Annotated in this window: 18 protein-coding genes and 1 pseudogene; 15 read left to right on the top strand and 4 right to left on the bottom strand. The window is 50.0% G+C overall.

Annotated features, from left to right (window positions below):
• The first annotated feature begins 23 nt into the window (after positions 1 to 23).
• From L6H70_RS08230 to glpK, 15 genes and pseudogenes are all read left to right on the top strand, one after another.
• Complete coding sequence (locus L6H70_RS08230; RefSeq protein ID WP_236331748.1) at positions 24 to 689, top strand: nucleoside recognition domain-containing protein; 666 nt, start codon at positions 24 to 26, stop codon at positions 687 to 689.
• A gap of 52 nt (positions 690 to 741) precedes the next feature.
• Positions 742 to 1,230, top strand: coding sequence for a spore maturation protein (locus tag L6H70_RS08225; RefSeq protein WP_236333198.1), 489 nt, complete (start codon positions 742 to 744; stop codon positions 1,228 to 1,230).
• Between the two features lie 238 nt (positions 1,231 to 1,468).
• The gene (locus tag L6H70_RS08220; RefSeq protein WP_236331746.1) at positions 1,469 to 2,926 is read left to right on the top strand and encodes a glycoside hydrolase family 1 protein; all 1,458 of its coding nucleotides are present in this window, start codon (positions 1,469 to 1,471) and stop codon (positions 2,924 to 2,926) included.
• A 167-nt stretch (positions 2,927 to 3,093) separates the two neighbouring features.
• Positions 3,094 to 3,945, top strand: a complete 852-nt coding sequence (gene licT / locus L6H70_RS08215) for a BglG family transcription antiterminator LicT (protein WP_236331744.1) — start codon at positions 3,094 to 3,096, stop codon at positions 3,943 to 3,945.
• A 132-nt stretch (positions 3,946 to 4,077) separates the two neighbouring features.
• A complete protein-coding gene (locus tag L6H70_RS08210) occupies positions 4,078 to 5,988 on the top strand; it encodes a beta-glucoside-specific PTS transporter subunit IIABC (protein ID WP_236331742.1) in 1,911 nt (636 codons plus the stop codon).
• A 33-nt stretch (positions 5,989 to 6,021) separates the two neighbouring features.
• Positions 6,022 to 6,296: pseudogene (locus L6H70_RS08205) on the top strand (HPr family phosphocarrier protein).
• 185 nt (positions 6,297 to 6,481) lie between these two features.
• Positions 6,482 to 6,877 carry a hypothetical protein gene (locus tag L6H70_RS08200; RefSeq protein ID WP_236331740.1) on the top strand — a complete coding sequence of 132 codons (396 nt, stop codon included), beginning with the start codon at positions 6,482 to 6,484 and terminating at the stop codon, positions 6,875 to 6,877.
• Between the two features lie 588 nt (positions 6,878 to 7,465).
• The gene (locus tag L6H70_RS08195) at positions 7,466 to 7,810 is read left to right on the top strand and encodes a peptidoglycan recognition protein family protein (RefSeq protein WP_236331738.1); all 345 of its coding nucleotides are present in this window, start codon (positions 7,466 to 7,468) and stop codon (positions 7,808 to 7,810) included.
• A gap of 20 nt (positions 7,811 to 7,830) precedes the next feature.
• Complete coding sequence (locus L6H70_RS08190; RefSeq protein ID WP_236331736.1) at positions 7,831 to 8,589, top strand: pseudouridine synthase; 759 nt, start codon at positions 7,831 to 7,833, stop codon at positions 8,587 to 8,589.
• A gap of 110 nt (positions 8,590 to 8,699) precedes the next feature.
• Positions 8,700 to 9,224 carry a thiol-disulfide oxidoreductase ResA gene (gene resA / locus L6H70_RS08185; RefSeq protein WP_236331734.1) on the top strand — a complete coding sequence of 175 codons (525 nt, stop codon included), beginning with the start codon at positions 8,700 to 8,702 and terminating at the stop codon, positions 9,222 to 9,224.
• Positions 9,221 to 10,909: a cytochrome c biogenesis protein ResB gene (gene resB / locus L6H70_RS08180; protein ID WP_236331732.1), complete on the top strand. Its 1,689-nt coding sequence runs from the start codon at positions 9,221 to 9,223 to the stop codon at positions 10,907 to 10,909. The genes resA and resB overlap by 4 nt, the downstream gene beginning before the upstream one ends.
• A complete protein-coding gene (ccsA, locus tag L6H70_RS08175) occupies positions 10,906 to 12,168 on the top strand; it encodes a cytochrome c biogenesis protein CcsA (protein ID WP_236331730.1) in 1,263 nt (420 codons plus the stop codon). Before resB ends, ccsA begins: the two co-directional genes overlap by 4 nt.
• 85 nt (positions 12,169 to 12,253) lie before the next feature.
• Complete coding sequence (locus L6H70_RS08170; RefSeq protein ID WP_020427515.1) at positions 12,254 to 12,970, top strand: response regulator transcription factor; 717 nt, start codon at positions 12,254 to 12,256, stop codon at positions 12,968 to 12,970.
• A complete protein-coding gene (locus tag L6H70_RS08165; protein ID WP_236331729.1) occupies positions 12,971 to 14,416 on the top strand; it encodes an ATP-binding protein in 1,446 nt (481 codons plus the stop codon).
• A gap of 102 nt (positions 14,417 to 14,518) precedes the next feature.
• The gene (gene glpK, locus L6H70_RS08160; RefSeq protein ID WP_236331727.1) at positions 14,519 to 16,012 is read left to right on the top strand and encodes a glycerol kinase GlpK; all 1,494 of its coding nucleotides are present in this window, start codon (positions 14,519 to 14,521) and stop codon (positions 16,010 to 16,012) included.
• A 117-nt stretch (positions 16,013 to 16,129) separates the two neighbouring features.
• Here glpK and L6H70_RS08155 read toward each other — a convergent pair whose 3' ends face one another.
• The 4 genes from L6H70_RS08155 to L6H70_RS08140 all read right to left on the bottom strand — a co-directional run bounded on the left by L6H70_RS08155 (position 16,130) and on the right by L6H70_RS08140 (position 19,801).
• Entirely contained in the window at positions 16,130 to 17,122 is a 993-nt protein-coding gene (locus tag L6H70_RS08155; RefSeq protein WP_236331725.1) for a 3-oxoacyl-[acyl-carrier-protein] synthase III C-terminal domain-containing protein, read from the bottom strand.
• Between the two features lie 35 nt (positions 17,123 to 17,157).
• Positions 17,158 to 17,502 carry a hypothetical protein gene (locus tag L6H70_RS08150; RefSeq protein ID WP_236331723.1) on the bottom strand — a complete coding sequence of 115 codons (345 nt, stop codon included), beginning with the start codon at positions 17,500 to 17,502 and terminating at the stop codon, positions 17,158 to 17,160.
• A 214-nt stretch (positions 17,503 to 17,716) separates the two neighbouring features.
• Positions 17,717 to 18,085, bottom strand: a complete 369-nt coding sequence (locus L6H70_RS08145) for a carboxymuconolactone decarboxylase family protein (protein WP_236331721.1) — start codon at positions 18,083 to 18,085, stop codon at positions 17,717 to 17,719.
• A 72-nt stretch (positions 18,086 to 18,157) separates the two neighbouring features.
• On the bottom strand, positions 18,158 to 19,801 hold the full coding sequence (locus L6H70_RS08140) for a thiamine pyrophosphate-binding protein (protein WP_236331719.1): 1,644 nt from the start codon (positions 19,799 to 19,801) through the stop codon (positions 18,158 to 18,160).
• Positions 19,802 to 19,909 lie beyond the last annotated feature (108 nt).

The following is a 19,909-nucleotide window of genomic DNA, read 5'->3' as shown; positions in this document are numbered from 1 at the left end:
ATAGCGGAGGGGAGGGGAACGGCATGATTAATGGAATCTGGCTGGCGATGATCGTGATCGGCTTCGTCTTCGCTGCCGTAAACGGCCGGATGGATGAGTTCACGGCAGCTGTCTTTGACGGCGCCAAAAGCGGAGTTACCGTAAGCTTCGGCCTGATCAGCGTACTGGTATTCTGGATGGGGATGATGCGGGTGGCGGAGGATGCAGGCCTGCTGCGTAAAATCGCCCGCCTGCTCGGCCCGGTCGTTGGCTTTTTGTTTCCGGATGTGCCGAAAGGCCATCCGGCTATCGGCTATATACTCTCAAATATGAGTGCAAATCTGCTGGGTCTCGGCAATGCAGCAACACCTATGGGCATCAAGGCGATGCAGGAGCTGCAGACGCTGAACCCTGATAAGGAGACTGCTACTCCGGCGATGTGCACCCTGCTGGCGCTGAACACTGCCAGCATTACACTCATTCCTGCCACGTTGATTGCGATCAGGCTCAACTATGGCTCGGCTGAACCGGCCGGTATTGTCGGTACAACGCTCGCTGCAACGGCAGTAGCGACGCTGGCAGCGATTGCGGCGGACAGGCTGTTCCGCCGCCTGACTCTGCTGCGCAGGCCGCCGAAGCCGCCGGCGATCAGGCCGGGGGATTCAGCCAGAGGGGGGCCGGCCCTCCCGCATTCCTCCATGAAAGGGTGAGCTGCGCTTGTTTCAGCTAATCAGCCTCATATCGGCCTGGGCAATTCCGGTCATGATCACATTCATTCCGCTTTATGCTTTTACGCGCAAGGTTCCTGTTTATGAGTCCTTCGTAGAAGGGGCCAAGGACGGCTTCGGGACCGCCATTGCCATTATCCCGCATCTAGTCGGCATGCTGGTCGCCATCAGCGTCTTCCGTGCATCCGGTGCACTGGATTTCCTGATGGGGTTCATCGCACCGGCGCTGCAGGGACTTGGCGTTCCGCCCGAGGTGCTGCCGCTAGGCCTGCTCCGCCCGCTGACCGGCACCGGCTCGCTTGCCTATACGACAGACCTCATCCGCGTCCACGGGCCGGATTCACTGATCGGCATGATTGCCTCCACAATCCAGGGCAGTACCGACACTACCCTGTATGTGCTAACCGTCTATTTCGGCGCTGTAGGTATCCGTAACGGACGGTATGCGCTTAAGGTCGGCCTGTTCTCCGACATTGTCGGCTTCATAGCCGCCATCGCCATATGCATGCTGGCGTTTGGTTAGAACATATTTTTAGCTACTGTTTGAAATTTCATAGATGCTGTGTTAGGATGGTTTTAACTGAATAATCCTTAAATTCATCGTTTAATGGATTGTTACTGGCCGTGCCAGGCAAAACCTAAACTGATGGTAAATCATTCGACTTCTTCTTGAAGAGCTCGAATGTATTTTCCAACGGTTTAGGTTTTTCTTGTTTTTCGGCCATATATCATCATGAACTTATAGAAAAGAGGTTATTTTTATGGCTACAGCAAACACAGGATTTCCTCACCATTTTTTGTGGGGCGGCGCTACGGCAGCCAACCAGCTTGAGGGTGGATTTGATCAGGACGGCAAAGGTCTGTCCACAGCGGATATGATCGCTTATGTTCCTAAAGCCCAGCGTCAAGGCGATCACTCCATGGAAATTTCCTCGGAGCGTATTGCGCAGATTCTTGCGGGGGACCTGAGCGAGCGGTTTCCGAAGCGTGAAGGCGTTGATTTCTACCATCGTTATAAAGAGGATATTGCCCTGTTTGCCGAAATGGGCTTCAAGGTCTTCCGCATGTCTATCAACTGGGCGCGGATCTTTCCGAACGGAGACGACGCTCAGCCGAACGAAGCAGGCTTGCAGTTTTACGATAACGTCTTTGACGAGCTGCTTAAATATGGGATTGAACCGCTGGTAACCTTGTCGCATTATGAAACGCCGCTTGGCCTGACTATGAAATATAACGGCTGGGCCAGCCGCGAAGTGATACAGCATTATGTGAAGTACGCCGAAACTGTCTTTACCCGCTACCGGAACAAAGTAAAATACTGGCTGACCTTCAACGAAATCAATGTGATGTTGTTCAGCCCGTATACTGGCGGCGGCATCCTGTCCGATAAGGTGGAACACAAGCTGCAGACCGTATATCAGGCGCTGCATCATCAATTTGTGGCAAGTGCGCTGGTAACTAAGCTGGGCCACGAGATCATTCCTGGCTTACAGATCGGCTGCATGCTGGCCCGTATGGAATCTTATGCGCATACCTGCAACCCTGAAGATGTCCGCAAGAGCCAGCTGGAGAACCAGATGAATCTGTTCTTCACCGATGTGCATGCCCGTGGTGAGTATCCAAGCTATATGAACCGCTATTTTGCCGAAAATAACATTGTCATCGCGCGTGAGCCGGGGGACGACGAAATTCTGGCCGCCCACACCGTCGATTTCATCTCCTTCAGCTATTACATGACCCTGACTGTAACGGCAGGACCAGAAGGTGAAGCGACGGCGGGTAACCTGATCGGTGGGGTGAGGAACCCTTATCTGCAGGCTTCCGACTGGGGCTGGCAGATCGATCCGGTCGGCCTGCGCATTACTTTGAATACATTGTATGACCGTTACCGGAAACCATTATTTATTGTAGAGAACGGTTTAGGGGCGATCGACCGTGTCGAAGCTGACGGCTCCATCCACGATGATTACCGGATTGATTACCTCAAGCAGCATATTATTCAGATGAGGGAAGCAATCAAGGATGGTGTAGAACTGATGGGCTATACAGCCTGGGGACCGATTGACCTGGTCAGCATGTCCACTTCTGAAATGTCCAAGCGGTATGGATTTATTTATGTTGATTGGAATGATGAGGGACAGGGCACACTTAAACGGAGCAAGAAGGATTCCTTTGACTGGTATAAAAAGGTCATTGAGTCCAACGGGGAAGTATTATAAACCGTTTTCATTATAACGTTGTCATTCTACAGCCAATATGCTAATATGCTTATAAAGGTTTAACTAACTGGATTGTTACTGTACTTATCAGGCAAAACCAGAAGCCGGCATTATGGTGCCAGTTTTGGTTTTGCCTTTTTACTACTCTGACGGTGTAAGGTGATGGAATGAAAATTGCGAAGGTACTCAACAATAATGTCGTAACCGTAATCGACGCCGGTCAGAATGAACTGGTTATTATGGGACGGGGAATTGCCTTCAAGAAGCAATCCGGCGATCCTCTTGATGAGGACAAGATTGAAAAGGTATTTTCACTGGAAAATAAAGAAGTCTCACAAAAGCTGATGACACTGCTGTCAGATATTCCGATGGAATATGTGGAGTGTTCCGATGAAGTGATCCGCTACGCGGAGACGGTTCTGGGCGAGAAGCTGCATGACAGCGTATATATCTCACTGACGGACCATATCCATTTTGCCATCGACCGTCACCGTCAGGGGCTACAGCTCAAGAATGCACTGCTATGGGAGATCAAGAGAATGTACCGCAAAGAATTCTCGATCGGCCTTAAGGCGCTGCAAATTATCGAAGACCGTCTTGGTGTATCACTGCCGGAAGACGAGTGCGCTTTCATTGCGATGCATCTGGTGAATGCCCAGTTGAACGGGGAAATGCGTGAAACCGTAAGCATCACCAATATTGTAAAAGACATTTTCAATATTGTCCGGCGCAGCTTTTTGATTGAACTGGATGAGGAGTCCTTGAGCTACTATCGCTTTCTGACGCATCTGAAATTTTTTGCCCAGCGGATTGTTCAGGGAACGCCGATTGATGACAAGGATGGGGATCATACCCTGCATGACCTCGTCAGTGTACAATATCCTGAGGCTTATGCCTGCGCAGTGAAGATTGCAGATTACACCCGCAAAATTTACAAGCGGAATTTATCCAAGGAAGAAATATTGTATATGACGATCCATATTGAACGGATTGTCCGTAGTGAACAGACAACAGAATAATAGCTATATGGGATTGTTACTCTAAGCAGGCAAAACCTAAGCGCTGAATAGTGTTGGCGGCAAGTAAGCGTCACTACTCGGTGTTTAGGTTTTTTTTGTACCACATACTCAGATTTGAAGGAGCATATCATCATGGATAAAACAGCACTTTCCAAAGAAATACTGCAGCTGGTGGGCGGAGAAAAGAATATTGATCAGGTGACCCACTGTATGACCCGCCTGCGCTTCAACCTCAATGACAATCAGCTGGCAGACAAAGCCGCGCTGCAGAAGACACCAGGGGTCATGGGTGTAATGATTAACGGGGGCCAGTTCCAGATTATCATCGGCAACGATGTTCCTGTTGTATATAACGAGCTTGTGAAGAACATGTCCGGTACTCCCGACGGGAAAGTAAGCTCAGGTTCCGCTGGTGCGGGTGCCAAGAAGAAAAAGAATCCGCTCAGCAGCGTGCTTGATTTCATCTCCGGTATTTTCACTCCCATCCTGCCGGCTATCACCGGCGCGGGGATGATCAAAGGGATCATTGCCCTGCTGGTAGCTGCGGGATGGATGGGCAGCACCAGTTCAACCTATGTCATTCTTTCAGCCATCGGCGACGGCGCATTCTACTTCCTGCCGATCATTCTGGCGGTCAGTGCCGCGCGTAAGCTGGGCAGTAATATGTATATTGCCGCTGCGATCGGTGCAGCAATTCTTCATCCGACAGTAACGACTTTGCTGGGCTCAGGCGAGCCGATTACCTTTGCCAGCCTGCCGGTTGTTGCGGCAACGTATTCCTCGTCGGTTATTCCGATTGTTATTGCAATATGGCTGGCTTCCTATGTGGAAAAAGCGGTTGATAAAATCACCCACGCATCGCTGAAGCTGATCATTGTTCCTACTGTTACACTGCTCGTGATTGTGCCACTAACCCTGATTGCTGTAGGTCCGCTGGGAGTTATCATTGGTAACGGGCTGACCGGAGGAATCTCCTGGCTGTTTGACAATACCGGCTTGTTCGCAGGCCTGCTGCTGGGCGGTACGATGTCCCTCTTGATCATTACAGGAATGCACTATGCGCTGATTCCGATTATGATCGCCTCGATTGCCAGCCTTGGATATGACTACATGATTCCAATCATGATGGTCGCTAACTTTGCCCAAGCCGGTGCAACCTTTGGTGTGTATCTGAAAACGAAGAACAGCAAACTTAAACCACTCGCACTCTCCACAAGTGTTACTGCGATGATGGGGATTACCGAACCGGCAATGTACGGTGTGAATATGCGTTTCAAAAAGCCGTTCATTGCCGCTTTGATTGGTGGGGCAGCAGGCGGAGCATTCCTGAGTCTGTTTAAAGTAAAAGCTTATGTCATAGGCGGTCTGGCAGGTTTGTCCGGGATTCCAATGGTTCTGGGTGCAACCTTTGTCTATTCCCTTATCGGGTTTGCCATCGGTATCGCTGTTGCAACAGTGGTAACCTATATCCTGGGTTTCGAAGAGGAGCCGGAAGCCGCTGTGGAGACGGCAGTAGCTCCTGCCACAACTGTCTCTGCAAGTGCATCCGTTCCTACAGCTTTACTCAAGGAGGAACATGCGCAGAAGGTTAGTGAAGTTATCTACAGTCCGATTACAGGTGAAGTTAAGCCGCTCAGCGAAGTGAATGACCCTGCATTCTCAGAAGAAATCATGGGTAAAGGCTTTGCGGTTCAACCTTCTGAGGGACGGGTAGTTTCACCTGTCAGCGGCACGGTGTTCTCCTTGTCAAAGAGCGGACATGCCATTGGTCTGGTCAGTGACAACGGAGCCGAGATGCTGATTCATATCGGTATTGATACAGTGAAGCTGAAAGGACTACATTTCTCGCCTAAGGTTACAGCTGGAACAAAGGTAGCTGTCGGCGACCTGCTGATGGAATTCAATCTAGCCGAGATCGAAAAAGCAGGCTATAGCACCATTACACCGGTCATTATTACAAATATTCAAGAGTACGATTCCATTAAGTCCTCTGGGCGTACATCTGTGAAGGAACAAGAGCTCCTATATACTGTAGAAGCTTAAACTATTTTATAGAAGAAAGTGAGAGTGCATGTTATGCAAAGGATTTTCAAAATTATTGACGAAGACGGGATTCATGCCCGCCCGGCAACAGCGCTGGTCAATACAGCTACAAAATTCAAGGATACCGAGGTTTCGCCGAAGGCAACGGCAAGAAGGTTACCCTGAAATCGATTCTTGGCGTACTGTCGCTCGGACTGGAGCCCGGCGATACCCTGATTCTGATCACCGAAGGCGGTCAGGCGGCCGAGGCGCTAAGCGCCCTTCAGGACGTGATGATGAAAGAAGGTCTGGGAGAGGTTCAGGAATAAGGTTATTTCTGCACGGAATATTTATTTGCTGGTGTTCGGATGCCTGCTACAGCGGGTATTTGAGCACCAGTTTTTTTGTGAAATACTATATTCCTGGTTTTTGGGAAATGTGTTATTGTCGTGAGGAATCAGTCATCACTGAATTGCCCGTTCCAGAGCACTTTTAAAGGTAAGGGGATATAAGTATGCAGTTTATTCTTATCTTACTGGCCTGTTATGCAGGGGTCTTATATTACCTGTTTAATTATGCCGCAGGTGTATTGCAGGAGGAATGGGATATTGACAGAAGATCGCTCCTCAAGAAAGCCGGCTGTATCCTAGGAGTATGGGTGCTGCTTTCAGCACTGAATTATTTGTTGTTATTATTTAACGCGGAGTTTCTTAGCCGGGGTGAATTGATTTTTATAAATGTTTTTTGCGGAGCCGTGGCTTTCTCGGCAGGACTCGGCTTTTTCGCTGACAGACGTATATTCAGCGCGGTAATTTCTCTTCTTTACCTGTTTGACCTATTCCAGTTCAATCGCTTCGCCGCAGCGATGACAGGAGACTCTTTACAGGACAGCGGGATTGGCTGGGAGTAATGGTCAGTCTGTTTATTAACTTTACCGCGTTTGCTCTCGCTTTGCTGGCTGACCATTTTATTAGTCTGGAAGAACCGGAGAATGAATTCTAAATCCTTCTGTTTCTCTGCAAATGATGGTTTGATATGGAACTAAGCGGACTTTTTCCAACTAATAGTCTTTTTTGAGCAAAATAAATGTGAATTAGTTGGAGTTTTTCCACTTGGGTGCATGCACCGTCAAGCGCTACCATACCGCTTGTCCCATTTTGCCTCACCCTCGCGCGGTGAGGGCTTTCTTTTGCCATCAAGCGCAGCGGATGGGCGAAAGTAACGGAGGGGATTTTGGAACTGGAGGAGCGTGAGCGTTCGCCTGAAAGCTTTCCGAAGGAAAGCTAGCATCGTAAGCATAAGCTGTCTGCGGATTTCCACCGCGAACAGCGGTATAATTCAAGAAATTTGCAGAAGGGCAGCGGCCGGAAGTCCAAAAGTCCCCGCAGTTACGAAGCAGCCCATCCACCACCCCGCATTTTTTAAAGCAAATCCAGCCGTCACCCCGCCTTTTCCCTAATCATATGCTATTGCAGCAACACGGAGGGAGGCCCATGCGATGGAATATAAAGGGTTCATACTGCATCATTCCCGCTGTCCGTCCATTAATGGGAAAGGATTTGACTTTTGGGTGGCCAAGGATGGGGAAATCTACGCCGGACCTTTGTTAACAGACCCGGACCATATCCATGTCTGTCTGGAGGGGGACTACGGGGAGCAAGAGGAAGCTTCGCAGCTGACTGGCCGCAAAGAACAGCTGTTTGCTGCAGGCAAGCTCATTTTGGAGCTGGCTGCACGTTATGAAATATCCCCTTTGCTCATTGAACCGCATAGTAATTCGTGCCCGGGAGTATTTTTTCCATGGAATGAACTTGTGATTTATCCCGCTGATGGTTATCATTAACCTGAGGTGAGTAGTCGAAAATGGAAAGATTACAGAAAATTTTGGCGCAAGCAGGTGTTGCGTCCAGACGCAAATGTGAAGAAATGATTTTGGCCGGTAAAGTGGAAGTCAACGGGGAACTCGTAACTACGCTTGGCACGAAGGTGGACCCCGAACAAGATATTATTAAAGTGGCCGGTAAGCTGATCCGGGGCGAGAATAAAATCTACATCATGTTCAACAAGCCCAAAGGCGTGATCACAAGCGCATCTGATGACAAGGGCCGCAAGGTAGTAACAGATTATCTGAAGGGCATCAACGAGCGCGTATATCCTGTAGGCCGATTGGATTATGATACGGAAGGGCTGCTGCTGCTGACGAATGACGGAGAGTTTGCTAACCTGCTTACCCATCCGAAGCATCACGTGCCGAAAACGTATCTGGCCACGGTCAAGGGTATACCGCACGGAACAGCCCTGGACAAGCTTAAGGCGGGCATCAAGCTGGAGGACGGTATGACCGCTCCGGCGGAAGTGGAATACAAGGATGTAGATGAAGTGAATAAAGAATCCGTCATCAGCATTACGATTCATGAAGGACGCAACCGTCAGGTACGCCGTATGTTCGAAGCAATTGCCCACCCTGTGATCCGGCTGAAACGGATTTCCTTCGGGGACATTTTGCTGCAGAATCTTAAGCGCGGCTCTTACCGCCATCTGACCAAGGATGAAATTAACCATCTGCAGCAAATTGCTAAGGCTGGTGCGCTAAAAGCAAATACAACACGCAAAGACACATAAAGTTCACAATTCCCTCTCCTAAAACTGTGACAATATTCGGTATAATGTTCATAGGATGTTCACACCTGACAACTAAAGTATGAGTTGCGTCACAGAAGGGGGCTTCGCGTGTGGGCAAAGCGAGAAAGCCGATTCAAATCATAATTCTTTCAGTAATACTTTTGCTTGGAGGTTATGCAATCGGTTCCTCGGTGTTCGGGGGAGACGGAAAGCCCAGGGAAGGCAGTAAAGCGCCATCCTTTGAGCTGCTTGGCCTTGACGGCTTGACCCATACGCTTGATGAGTATAAGGGCAAGTCAGTGGTTCTTAATTTCTGGGGTTCCTGGTGCGGGCCTTGCGTGAAGGAAATGCCTGCTCTGCAGGCACAGTGGGAGAAGTGGAAGGATCAAGGGGTTGTAGTCATTGGAGTGAACGTCGGCGAAGACCAGATGACGGTGGAGAATTTCATCAAGCTGGTTGACATCGATTTCCCGGTTGTCATGGACTCCGGGCGCAGCGCTGTCCGCAGTTATGGCGTTTCTCCTTTGCCTACTACTTTTTTCATTAATACTAAGGGCAAAGTGGACAGCATTCATATCGGGCAGCTCGATCTGGATTCGCTTGACGGGCAAATCGGGAAGCTGGTGAACCCATGAACAGGCGGGAACCGCTGGTTAGCAATACCAAATGTGAATGCGGCCATCAGAATCCGGTAGGTACCGTACTTTGTGAAGCCTGCGGCAAACCGCTGGATGAGAAGGATCGCGAGTCAGCCGATAATCTTGAAATGCGCTACGATGGTGTCGCCCGCCGTTCACAGCGTGTGAACCCGGGGATAATCGACCTAATCTGGAACTTTTTCTCTTCTGTCAAAATAGCGATTTACCTGATTGTGCTGACTCTGCTGGGTTCCATGCTGGGCACGATTTTCCCCCAGGAGAGCACCTTTCTTAACATTGATGCCTCAACCTATTACAAAGAAACGTACGGAACAGCCGGGAATATTTATTATAGACTCGGCCTTTCGCACACCTATGAATCCTGGTGGTTTGTAACACTGCTTGTGATGATTGGCGCTTCACTGGTCATCTGCAGTCTCGATCGTGTCCTTCCGCTGTATAAGGCGCTGACCCGGCAGAAGATCCGCAAGCACCGCCAGTTCCTGACCCGCCAGAAGGTTGTGCTGGTAACGAAGGTGGAGGAGGAACCGGAAGTCTGGGTGGCCCGGCTAAGCGAGCCGCTGAAGAAAAAGGGCTACCGCGTCAAGACGGACGGAGGCGCGCTGCTGGCCGAGAAACACCGCTTTAGCCGCTGGGGACCGTATGTCATACATATCGGTCTGATTATATTTTTGCTCGCTGTACTGGCGAGAGGATTGCCGGGACTGAACATGGACCAGCATCTTGCCTTTCAGCAGGGTGAGGTTACGAAGATTCCGGATACAACGTATTATCTGAAGAACGAGAAGTTCACCGTTGAATTCTATACGGATGATGAAATGCCTGAGGAGTTCCGGGGCAAAAAAGTTCTGCCCAAGCTGTATGAGACCAAGGCCGTGCTCTATGAATGTACTGCAGACTGTATCGACCCATCCAAGGAGCCTAAGCTTTCAGAAGTTGCCGTCCATGACATCCGGGTGAACTCGCCGCTTAGCTACAAAGGTTTGAAAGCGTATCAGTTTGACTATGACCTGACCCCTGTGCTGCGTTCCGTGCAGCCGGAGCTCGTTAACAGCGCCACCGGAGAAGGGTATGGCAAATTCAAGCTTGATATGAAGAACCCGCAGCGCACATTCCAGTCCGGGCCTTACACCCTTTCGCTCAAAGAAAAGTATATGGACTTCGGCTTGAATGATGAGGGACAGCCGGTTTCCAAATCGCCTTATCCGAATGCGCCCGCATTCCTCTTCCTCATTACGGGGCCGGATCTGCCGGCGGAGGGGCAGCAATATTTTTATTTTCCGAAACAGGTGGATAAAGAGCAGTTCCAGCAGCAGGCTATCAATGACAAGCTGGGTGGCAGCGGACGCTTTCTGGAGCTTGAGGTGCAGGGCATGAGTGATGTTGATTTTGCTGAATCTACATCTTATCTCAATATCCGTGTAGACCGGGCGATGCCGTTTGTCTGGGTTGGTGCAGGGATCGTAATGCTTGGACTCGTGCTGGGCTTTTACTGGCAGCATAGACGCATTTGGTTGAATCTTGAGAACGGTGAGCTTGTCCTTGGAGGGCACACTAACAAGAATTGGTTCGGCTTCCGCCGTGAGATCGTATCTATTCTGTACAAGGTAGACGTGATAGTCGATGAAAAATCATTGGACAACGGGGGAGGTCTGGCATGAGTCTGCTCGATTTCAGCAGTGACGTCTTTATAGCCGCATTCTTTTTATACAGTGGTGCATTTATGTTGTTCACGATCGCCATCATGGGCCGCCGGTGGTCCGGCAGAAAGCCGGAGGAGCATACTGCCCGCTGGGGGAGAATCGCTTTTATGGTCTCTTCCATAGGGCTGCTCTGCCATCTCGCTTATTTCATTACCCGTTGGATGGGCTCGGGGCATATTCCCGTCAGCAATATGTATGAATTCATGACCTTTCTATCAATGATGGTGATGGTAGCCTTTACTGTGATCTTTGCCATCTACCGCAAAATCATTCTTGGGGTATTCGCAGTTCCTATTTCTATTATAGTGATGGCATATGCGGCGGTGTTTCCGCAAGAGGTTCAGCCGCTGATTCCATCATTGAAATCCATCTATCTGAATATCCACGTCACGCTTGCTGCGCTAGGGGAATCCTTTTTTGCCGTCGGTTTTGCCGCCGGACTGATGTACTTGCTGCGCACTGTTAATTTTGAGAGCAAGGAGCGGAGTGACCGCAAGCAGCAGAGGCTGGTTGAATTTACTCTCTTTTCAATCATTGTTATAATTGGTTTTCTCGGGAGTGTATTTGCCTTCCGCGGTGCCGGTTACGAATCTGTTTTTGTCCGCAGCAACGTTACGATTGACAGCTCCGGGCAGGAAGATAGTACAATAGAGAAAGTGAGTTATAAAATGCCGCCGATTGTGGCACCTTACCATAGCGAAACAGAGGTTTTCCAGTCGTTTCTGGGGATAAATGAGCCGCTGTTCGAAGCACCCTCATGGATGAATGGCGTTAATGCCGGACGAAAGTTCAACACCGTGATATGGTCGCTGCTTTCCGGTCTTATTCTATACGGAATTCTTCGTCTTGCTGTGCGCAAACCGCTTGGCAAGGCTATTCATCCAGTACTGGACGGAATTGACGAGAATGATCTCGATGAAATTACGTACAGGGCGATTGCCATCGGCTTTCCGATTTTTACGCTGGGGGCATTGATCTTTGCAATGATCTGGGCTCAGGTTGCCTGGGGCCGGTTTTGGGGCTGGGACCCCAAGGAGGTCTGGGCGCTTGTTACCTGGCTGTTCTACAGCGCATATCTCCATTTGCGGCTGGCCCGCGGGTGGCAGGGACGCAAATCCGCATGGCTTGCCGTATTGGGATTTTTGGTTGTAATGTTTACCCTTGTAGGTGTAAATCTGGTCATCGCAGGACTTCATTCATATGCGGGGACAGACTGAGTATACGGTATTCGCAGTTGCAGCACAGGAATCTAGTACGTACTAGGGTAACGTTCAACTGTATTTGATGAAGGGGTTGTTGTTAATGGCAGAGCATTTGAATAGAATTCTGGTGGTGGATGACGAAGAACGTATTCGCCGCCTGCTGAAAATGTATCTTGAAAAAGAAGGCTACGAAATCGATGAGGCGGAAGATGGCGAAATCGCTTTGCGCAAAGCAACGGCTAATGATTATGGCCTCATCCTGCTCGATGTTATGCTGCCGGGTATCGACGGGATCGAAGTGCTGACGAGACTCAGAGGCGTCAAATCAACTCCGGTCCTGATGCTGACTGCCAAGGGTGAAGAGATTAACCGGGTGCAGGGCTTTGAAATGGGTGCAGATGACTATGTGGTTAAGCCGTTCAGTCCGCGTGAAGTGATTTACCGGGTCAAGGCGATTATGCGCCGCTCTTCGGCTACAGCATTTTTATCGAAAGAAAGCAATTCCAGCAACAATATTGTGTTCCCTCATCTCATTATTGAGCATGATGCGCACCGCGTAACGGCAGGCGGCCAGGAAGTGAGTCTGACTCCGAAGGAATATGAGCTGCTTCATTATTTGGCAATCTCGCCGGACAAAGTTTTCTCCCGTGAGGAACTGCTTAAGGATGTCTGGAATTATGAGTTTTTCGGAGATTTACGTACGGTGGACACGCATGTTAAACGGCTTCGCGAGAAACTGAATAAAGTATCACCGGAATCGGCAGCAATGATCACCACGGTATGGGGAGTAGGCTACAAGCTTGAGGTACCTAAATAGGTGAACTTCTGGAGAAGCCTTGTCGGCAAGCTGTGGGTCACGATCATCTGCCTTGTTGCCGTCGTGCTCATTACGCTGGGGCTGTTCCTGCTGCCTTATATCGATAGCAATTTCGCCAATTCCGGGGCGATCAAGCGTTTATTTATGTATACCTGTATGATCGGGTTTTCATTGACAACGTTTTTTGCGTTGTTCCTGTTTACGAAGATTACCCAGCCCATGCAGCAGGTGATTGAAGCGGCCAACAATATCCGCCGAGGCGAATACGGCACAAGGCTGACACTTCGGACCAGCGACGAAATCGGCCAGCTGGCCACTTCCTTTAATCACATGGCTGAAGAGCTGGAGGAGAATATCCGCAGTCTCAATCACGAGAAGGGGCATCTGTCCAGTGTTCTGCGCAGCATGACCGACGCCGTGATTACTTTTGATATTGAAGGACAGATCATACTCACGAATCCGCATGGACAGAAGCTGCTGGAAGCCTGGGGGGATCTGGAGCCGGACCTTGAGGAAGAAAGCGATGCTGAACAGGATCCGCATGGCGGAGCTGCAGGAGCAGTTCCTGTTCCGCTCCGGCCACTCTTCTTCAGTACACTGAGCCAGGGAGGAGACCAGCGCTCCAATGTACATGTCCGGCAAGGTGTGTGGTCTGTGCATATGGCTCCGCTGTATTCGGAGGGGAATCTCCGTGGTGCTGTAGCTGTGCTGCGTGATGTTACGGAAGAAGTAAGACTTGAGAAAATGCTCCGTGATTTTGTAGCGAATGTCTCGCATGAAATCCGCACACCGCTTTCGATGATGCAGGGATACAGCGAAGCACTGCTGGACGGTATGGCCTCCTCGCCGGAAGAGAGCAGTGAGCTTGTGCAGGTTATTCACGATGAATCGCTGCGGATGGGCCGGCTGGTTAAAGACCTGCTGGATCTTGCCCGGATGGAAGCAGGGCATACAGATATGAATAAAACACAGGTGGATATGGACGAACTACTCGAGCGGATCTACCGTAAATTCTCCGTGCGGGCTAAGGAGCGGGACATCATTCTTGAGCTCCATAAGACAGAAAGCGCTCTGCTGCTTAAATCGGCAGATGTAGATAAGCTGGAACAGGTTTTGACCAATCTGCTGGATAACGCCTTCCGGCATACCCCTGCGGATAAACATATCTCGATCATCACCGGCTCTGCGGTAATTGAAGGGCGCCGCTATATGGAGATTGCGATCCGGGATGAAGGCGCAGGAATTCATCCGGAGGATCTGCCCTTTATCTTCGAACGCTTCTACAAAGCAGACAAGGCACGGGTACGCGGAGAATCCGGAGGCACCGGGCTGGGGCTGGCGATTGTTAAAAATATCGTCGAGTCGCATCACGGGCAGATTTTTGCCACCAGTAAACTTGGCGAAGGCACGACCTTTACGCTAAGACTTCCTGTCGAAAAACAGTAAATTCAGACCAAGACTGACGGCGCCTCTGACTGCAGAGGTGCTTTTTGTTGAAAGGACAACTTTAATCTTGTTCATCGTGGAACTTATAGGAGGCAGCTAGTCATGATTTTATCATTGGACCAAGGCACCACCAGCTCTCGGGCCATCCTTTTTAATCAGCAGGCGGGAATGGTTTCCCAGGGGCAATATGAGATTAAGCAGTCCTTTCCCCGCCCCGGTTGGGTGGAGCATGATCCGGAGCAGATCTGGGAGAGCCAGCTCTCAGCGGCCAGAGATGCGATTCAGGCCAGCGGAATAACGGCTGAAGAAATATCATGCATCGGCATCACCAATCAGCGCGAAACCGCACTGATTTGGGACAAGGCCACAGGAGCGCCGATTTATCCGGCCATCGTGTGGCAGGACCGGCGTACAGCAGAGCAGTGCGAGGAGATCAAACGTCAAGGTCTGGCGGCGGAGATTGCCCGCAAGACAGGTCTGGTCGTGGATGCCTATTTCTCGGCTACCAAGCTGGCCTGGATTCTAGATCATGTGACAGGTTCCAGGGAGCGTGCTGAGCGGGGGGAGCTGCTGGCCGGAACAATTGACAGTTGGCTTATCTGGAAGCTCACAGGAGGCGCTGTGCACGCTACAGACGTGACGAATGCTTCACGGACAATGCTGTTCAATCTGCATGAGCGTAGATGGGACGAGCAGCTCATCGAACAGCTGCGGATTCCCCGCGCCATGCTGCCTGAGGTGCGGATGTCCGGTGGCGATTTCGGTACAGCAGAAGCCCAGTGGTTCGGTGCGGAGATTCCTATCTGTTCTGTGCTTGGCGATCAGCAGGCTGCATTATTCGGTCATACTTGCCTGGATGCAGGCAGTGCCAAAAACACATACGGGACAGGCTGCTTTATCCTGATGAACACAGGAACTGAACCCGTTGCCTCCAAGCATGGTCTGCTAACGACTGTTGCCTGGGGGATGGGAGATGAACTGTATTATGCGCTGGAAGGCAGTGTGTTTGTAGCTGGAGCAGCCGTACAATGGCTGCATGAAGGACTGGGATTGATTGAAGGGCCGTCTGATTCGGAGCACAAAGCTGCTGAAGTAGTGGACAGTGAAGGCGTTGTGGTCGTGCCTGCCTTTACCGGCCTTGGGGCCCCTTATTGGGATATGTATGCCCGCGGGGCTGTGTTTGGGCTGACCCGGGGCACAACGGCTGGCCATCTGGTCCGGGCGACTCTGGAATCGCTGGCCTTCCAGTCACGTGATGTTATCGGCGCCATGGAGAAAGACGCCGGCATGCCGCTGACCGGACTGCGTGTAGACGGCGGTGCTGTACGCAACGACCTGCTGATGCAGTTTCAGGCCGATATTCTCGGCAGTGAGGTGACCCGCACGACCTACGCAGAGACGACAGCGCTCGGGGCTGCACTGCTGGCAGGGCTTACCTCAGGGATATGGTCTAGGGAACAGCTGGAGAGCTTCAATAAGGCCGAGAAGGACTTCTTGCCCCGGATGGGTGAAGAAGAGCGGGAACGCCGCTATGACGCCTGGAAGGACGCTGTGTCACGGACGATGGGCTGGGAGAAGCATGAAGGCCGGGGTTAGCGGCATTGGACTGAAATTGCAGTACTCTGGTCTTATCTTGACTTAATCAAAAAGCAACCTGAAGGGTAGGATAGCTAGCCTTCAGGTTGCTTTTTTGGTAGTTCAATGAATAAGTGCTTAGTATTCCATTACAAACGCTACGTTCTGCCAGCCGGCGCCGACCGTCCAGAAAAGAACCTTGTCACCCCGCTCAATCTTGCCGGTAGTCACCGCTTTGTGAAGAGCGACAAAGGGGCTGCTCGTCGAAGTATAACCGAATTCATCGCCGATATAGACGGCTGCGTCGCTGCCGATACCGGTTTTGTCAGATACGGCACGGATATTCGGCAGGGATAACTGGGAGAAGCATGCCGCTTTAATGGTTTCAGGAGCGATCCCGTTATCACTCAGGAGTGTATTGATAGATTCGGAGGCTGCATCCACACAAATGGAATCGTCAAAAGGAATGAACTTTACGTTGAACTCTCCTTTGCCTACCCCGCGTCGGCCAAGGTTCGCCATACCTTCTGCAGGGAACATCGAATTACCGTAGACGCAGGTATCTGTCTGGTAAATGGAATCGATGAAGCCTACGGAATTCTCATCACGCTCGAGGATTACTGCCGCGGCAGCGTCTCCGAAGTTGGCGTAGTAGACAGGATCATTCCTGTCGGCATGCGGGGCCACATGGTCCGAGCCGATAACCAGTGCCCGGCGGATTCTCGGGTTAGCCATCATCTGGCGGCTTACCTGTTCCACCGAAGCGGTCATTCCGGCGCAGTTCGCATTGCTATCGATGCAAATGGTATGGGAAGCACCGCCGATCAGCCGGTGAATCATCAGCGAATTCGTAGGAAAGATATATTCAGGAGTCTGGCTGGCATAAGCGATAAGGTCAATGTCAGCACCAGTAAGGCCTGTCTTGTCCAGTACATTGCTTGCTGCCTCAAAAGCCATAGTCAGAGAATTCTCTTCCTCGCTGTCAATACTGTAGCGGCTCTCACGGCCCAGAGCTGTCAGGAGTCCGCGGATATCTATACCCTTTTCATCAAAATGCTGTATGAAAAAGTCATTATCAATCTTTTTATTTGGATGATAGATATCAATATCCTTAATACGTATTCCGGCCATGGTAGCCCTCCTGTAAAGTTAGTGGAGTGATGCTCTTAGACGATCGAAGTGATTTCCAAGTTTTCTAGTCCTGCTTTGCGGCCAAGACGGGCGAGCTGCATTTTGAGGATTGGATTGTTTTCAAGGGTCAGGCTTACTTTTTCGAAACCGTCTGCTTTGAACATGATGAAGCAGCCTTCGAGCAGCGGCACAACATCTGGAGCAGTAACATTCAGCTTTCTGCAGTCGATCTGCAGAGCATATTCAGATGGTGTGATCGGATTGACCGTCTGCTGATAGGCTTGAATCGATTTAAGGCCGTCCTCATTGGAGAAGGTACCTTCTAATTCGACATTAATGATCTTGTTAACAGAATCGGTTTTCAAAATAAATTTACCCATGTGCTCATCTCTCCCTAAATTGAATGTGTGTGTCTTCTGCTAAATATGAGCCGGCCATCATTGGTCGGCTTTTATATATCCAAAAACTAGAAGTTTTAAGCCGGTTTTCGACAACAAACTTTAGGTAATGGGATAATTTGCCTTAATATAACCATAATATTCTCAATTGTGCAAGAAAAAAGTCGAATCATGCATAAAAATGCCGCAAATCAATTTATTGGATTTCTTCGAGTGTGGCAAGCAGGACATTAAAGGCGGAAATGACTCTTGGAGCACCGACGCACGGTACCAGATGCAGCAAGATCCCCTTGATCTGATCCACGGTCATTCCGACTCGTAGCGCCATTACATAATGAACTCCTAATTGCTCAAACTGTCCCATGGTGATCAGAGAGGATATGATGGCAATCTCCTTCCAGTCAGAACCGATCGTAGTGCGCTGAAAAATGTCGCCATAGGCATTACCCATGATGTACTCAGCCAATTCCGGAAAATGCTCTTTAATCGGAGCCAGAGCTTTGGCGCCATAGTCGCCGGACAGATTGGAGAAGTGTTTTAGACCGCTGTTAACCGTATTTTCCACAGAAGATACCTCCTGAAATTTGATTGGATCACGAAAGAATAGGATAGGTTTGATTTGTGCCAATGAATCCGGTTAGTTGAGATTTAAGGTACGGTGGGCTGTAGGAGGCATTTCATCACGGTCCGTCAGCAGCTCAATAACAGCTACCCGGTTTGATTCTACCGCAGCATTTACGGCTGCAGAGAATTGGTCAGCTGTCTCGCATTTGTAGCCGGTCGCTCCGAGTGATTCGGCGAATTTCACTGCATCCATCGGAACTTCGAAGATCGTGCCATCGATTCTGCCGGTTGTTTTTTCCATACCCTTTAGAGCCATGTCCAGCTGCATGTTGTTGACCACGATATAAATAACCGGAATGTTCTTGCACACTGCGGTGTTTATCTCCGCGCCAAGCATCATAAAGCAACCGTCTCCGGTAATGCAGAATACCGTTTCTTCCGGCGCAGCAACTTTAGCTCCTATAGCCATACCAATGGCATTGCCCATGCAGGCAAAATAAGCATCGAAAATAAAGCTGCCGGGTTTTTTCACGTTGTACCATTTCACGGCATTGAAGCCATGGCTGCCATCATCCACAAAAACTGAACTGTTATATGGGATCAAGTCACTAAATGTACTCATTACCGAAGCAAGTGAAAGTTTAGGCAGTACTGGTAATTCTTCTGCATAATGAACATCGGCTTTTGTTTCATGTTTTTTAATAGTATCTCTATCGATCTTCTGCAGGTAGTAAGCCAGATTGTCACGTACATCACCGCTCACCGGGATAGTCTGTGAGTTCAGAATTTTACCGACATAAGTAGGATCGACATCGAATTGGATCAGGGTAGCCGGATGATTCTCCGCCCTAAGATTACAGATGGTCATGTCACTGAGGCGTGAGCCAAGTACAATATACAGGTCGCTGCTATTCAGAAGATCATCCCCATGACTGCAGCCTCCCACACCGACCGGGCCATGATACAGCGGGTGATCCCAGGCAATGGCACCCTTGCCCCCGGGAGAAGTAACCACAGGAATATTGAACGTTTCAGCCAGCTGCGCAAGCTCCTGGTGGGCACCGGAACGGTTCACGCCCTTACCGGCGATAATAAGGGGATTAGAGGCCTTATTAATGGCGGAAACTACCCGCTCGAAATTAGCAATGCTGATTAGTGACTCGCGTTCAGGAATCACAATTCGGCACTCTTCGAGTCTTTCAGTCTGGACATCAAAGGGGAGGCATAAGTGAACCGGTCCGCGCTGACCGCCAAGGGCAATAGAGACAGCATGATTAAAAAGGGTACTGAAATGATCGCCGCGTTCTACCAGCTTGCTGAATAGTGTAGCGGGTCTGAACATCTCTGCCAGATCCGCAAGATAGGATGAGGAATCCTGGCACTGGGGAATACCTAGCTCCTTTATGGACTGATGTCCGGTAATAAACAGGACAGGAAGGTTATTCGCCTTGGCATGGGCTGCAGCAGTAAGTAAATTCGTTCCGCCGGGTCCCGAGGTGCCGAAGGCTACTCCGAGATTACCGGTTTTAAGAGCATAGCCGGCGGCTTCGAATCCGGAGCTTGATTCATGTCTTCCTGGAATAAACTCAATGCCGTAATCAACCATTTTGAGAACAACGGGACAAATAGATTTGCCGATGATACCAAAGGAATGTGTTACACCGAGGTTTCGTAGTGCCTCAGCCATATAATCTGCGACTGTTTTCAAAAGCTCCACCCTATCCATTGTGTATTTATCTTGCGAAAATAGAAAACCTGTACTCAGAGAGTACAGGCGGTTGCTTAAATAGTCATTTAGAACGTAAAAGGTCTCAAACGTTCCGGC

This window comes from Paenibacillus auburnensis (assembly GCF_927798115.1).
Taxonomy (GTDB): domain Bacteria; phylum Bacillota; class Bacilli; order Paenibacillales; family Paenibacillaceae; genus Paenibacillus_AQ; species Paenibacillus_AQ auburnensis.
Note: the sequence above shows the minus strand (reverse complement) of the source record. Positions and strands in the feature narration are given on the sequence as shown.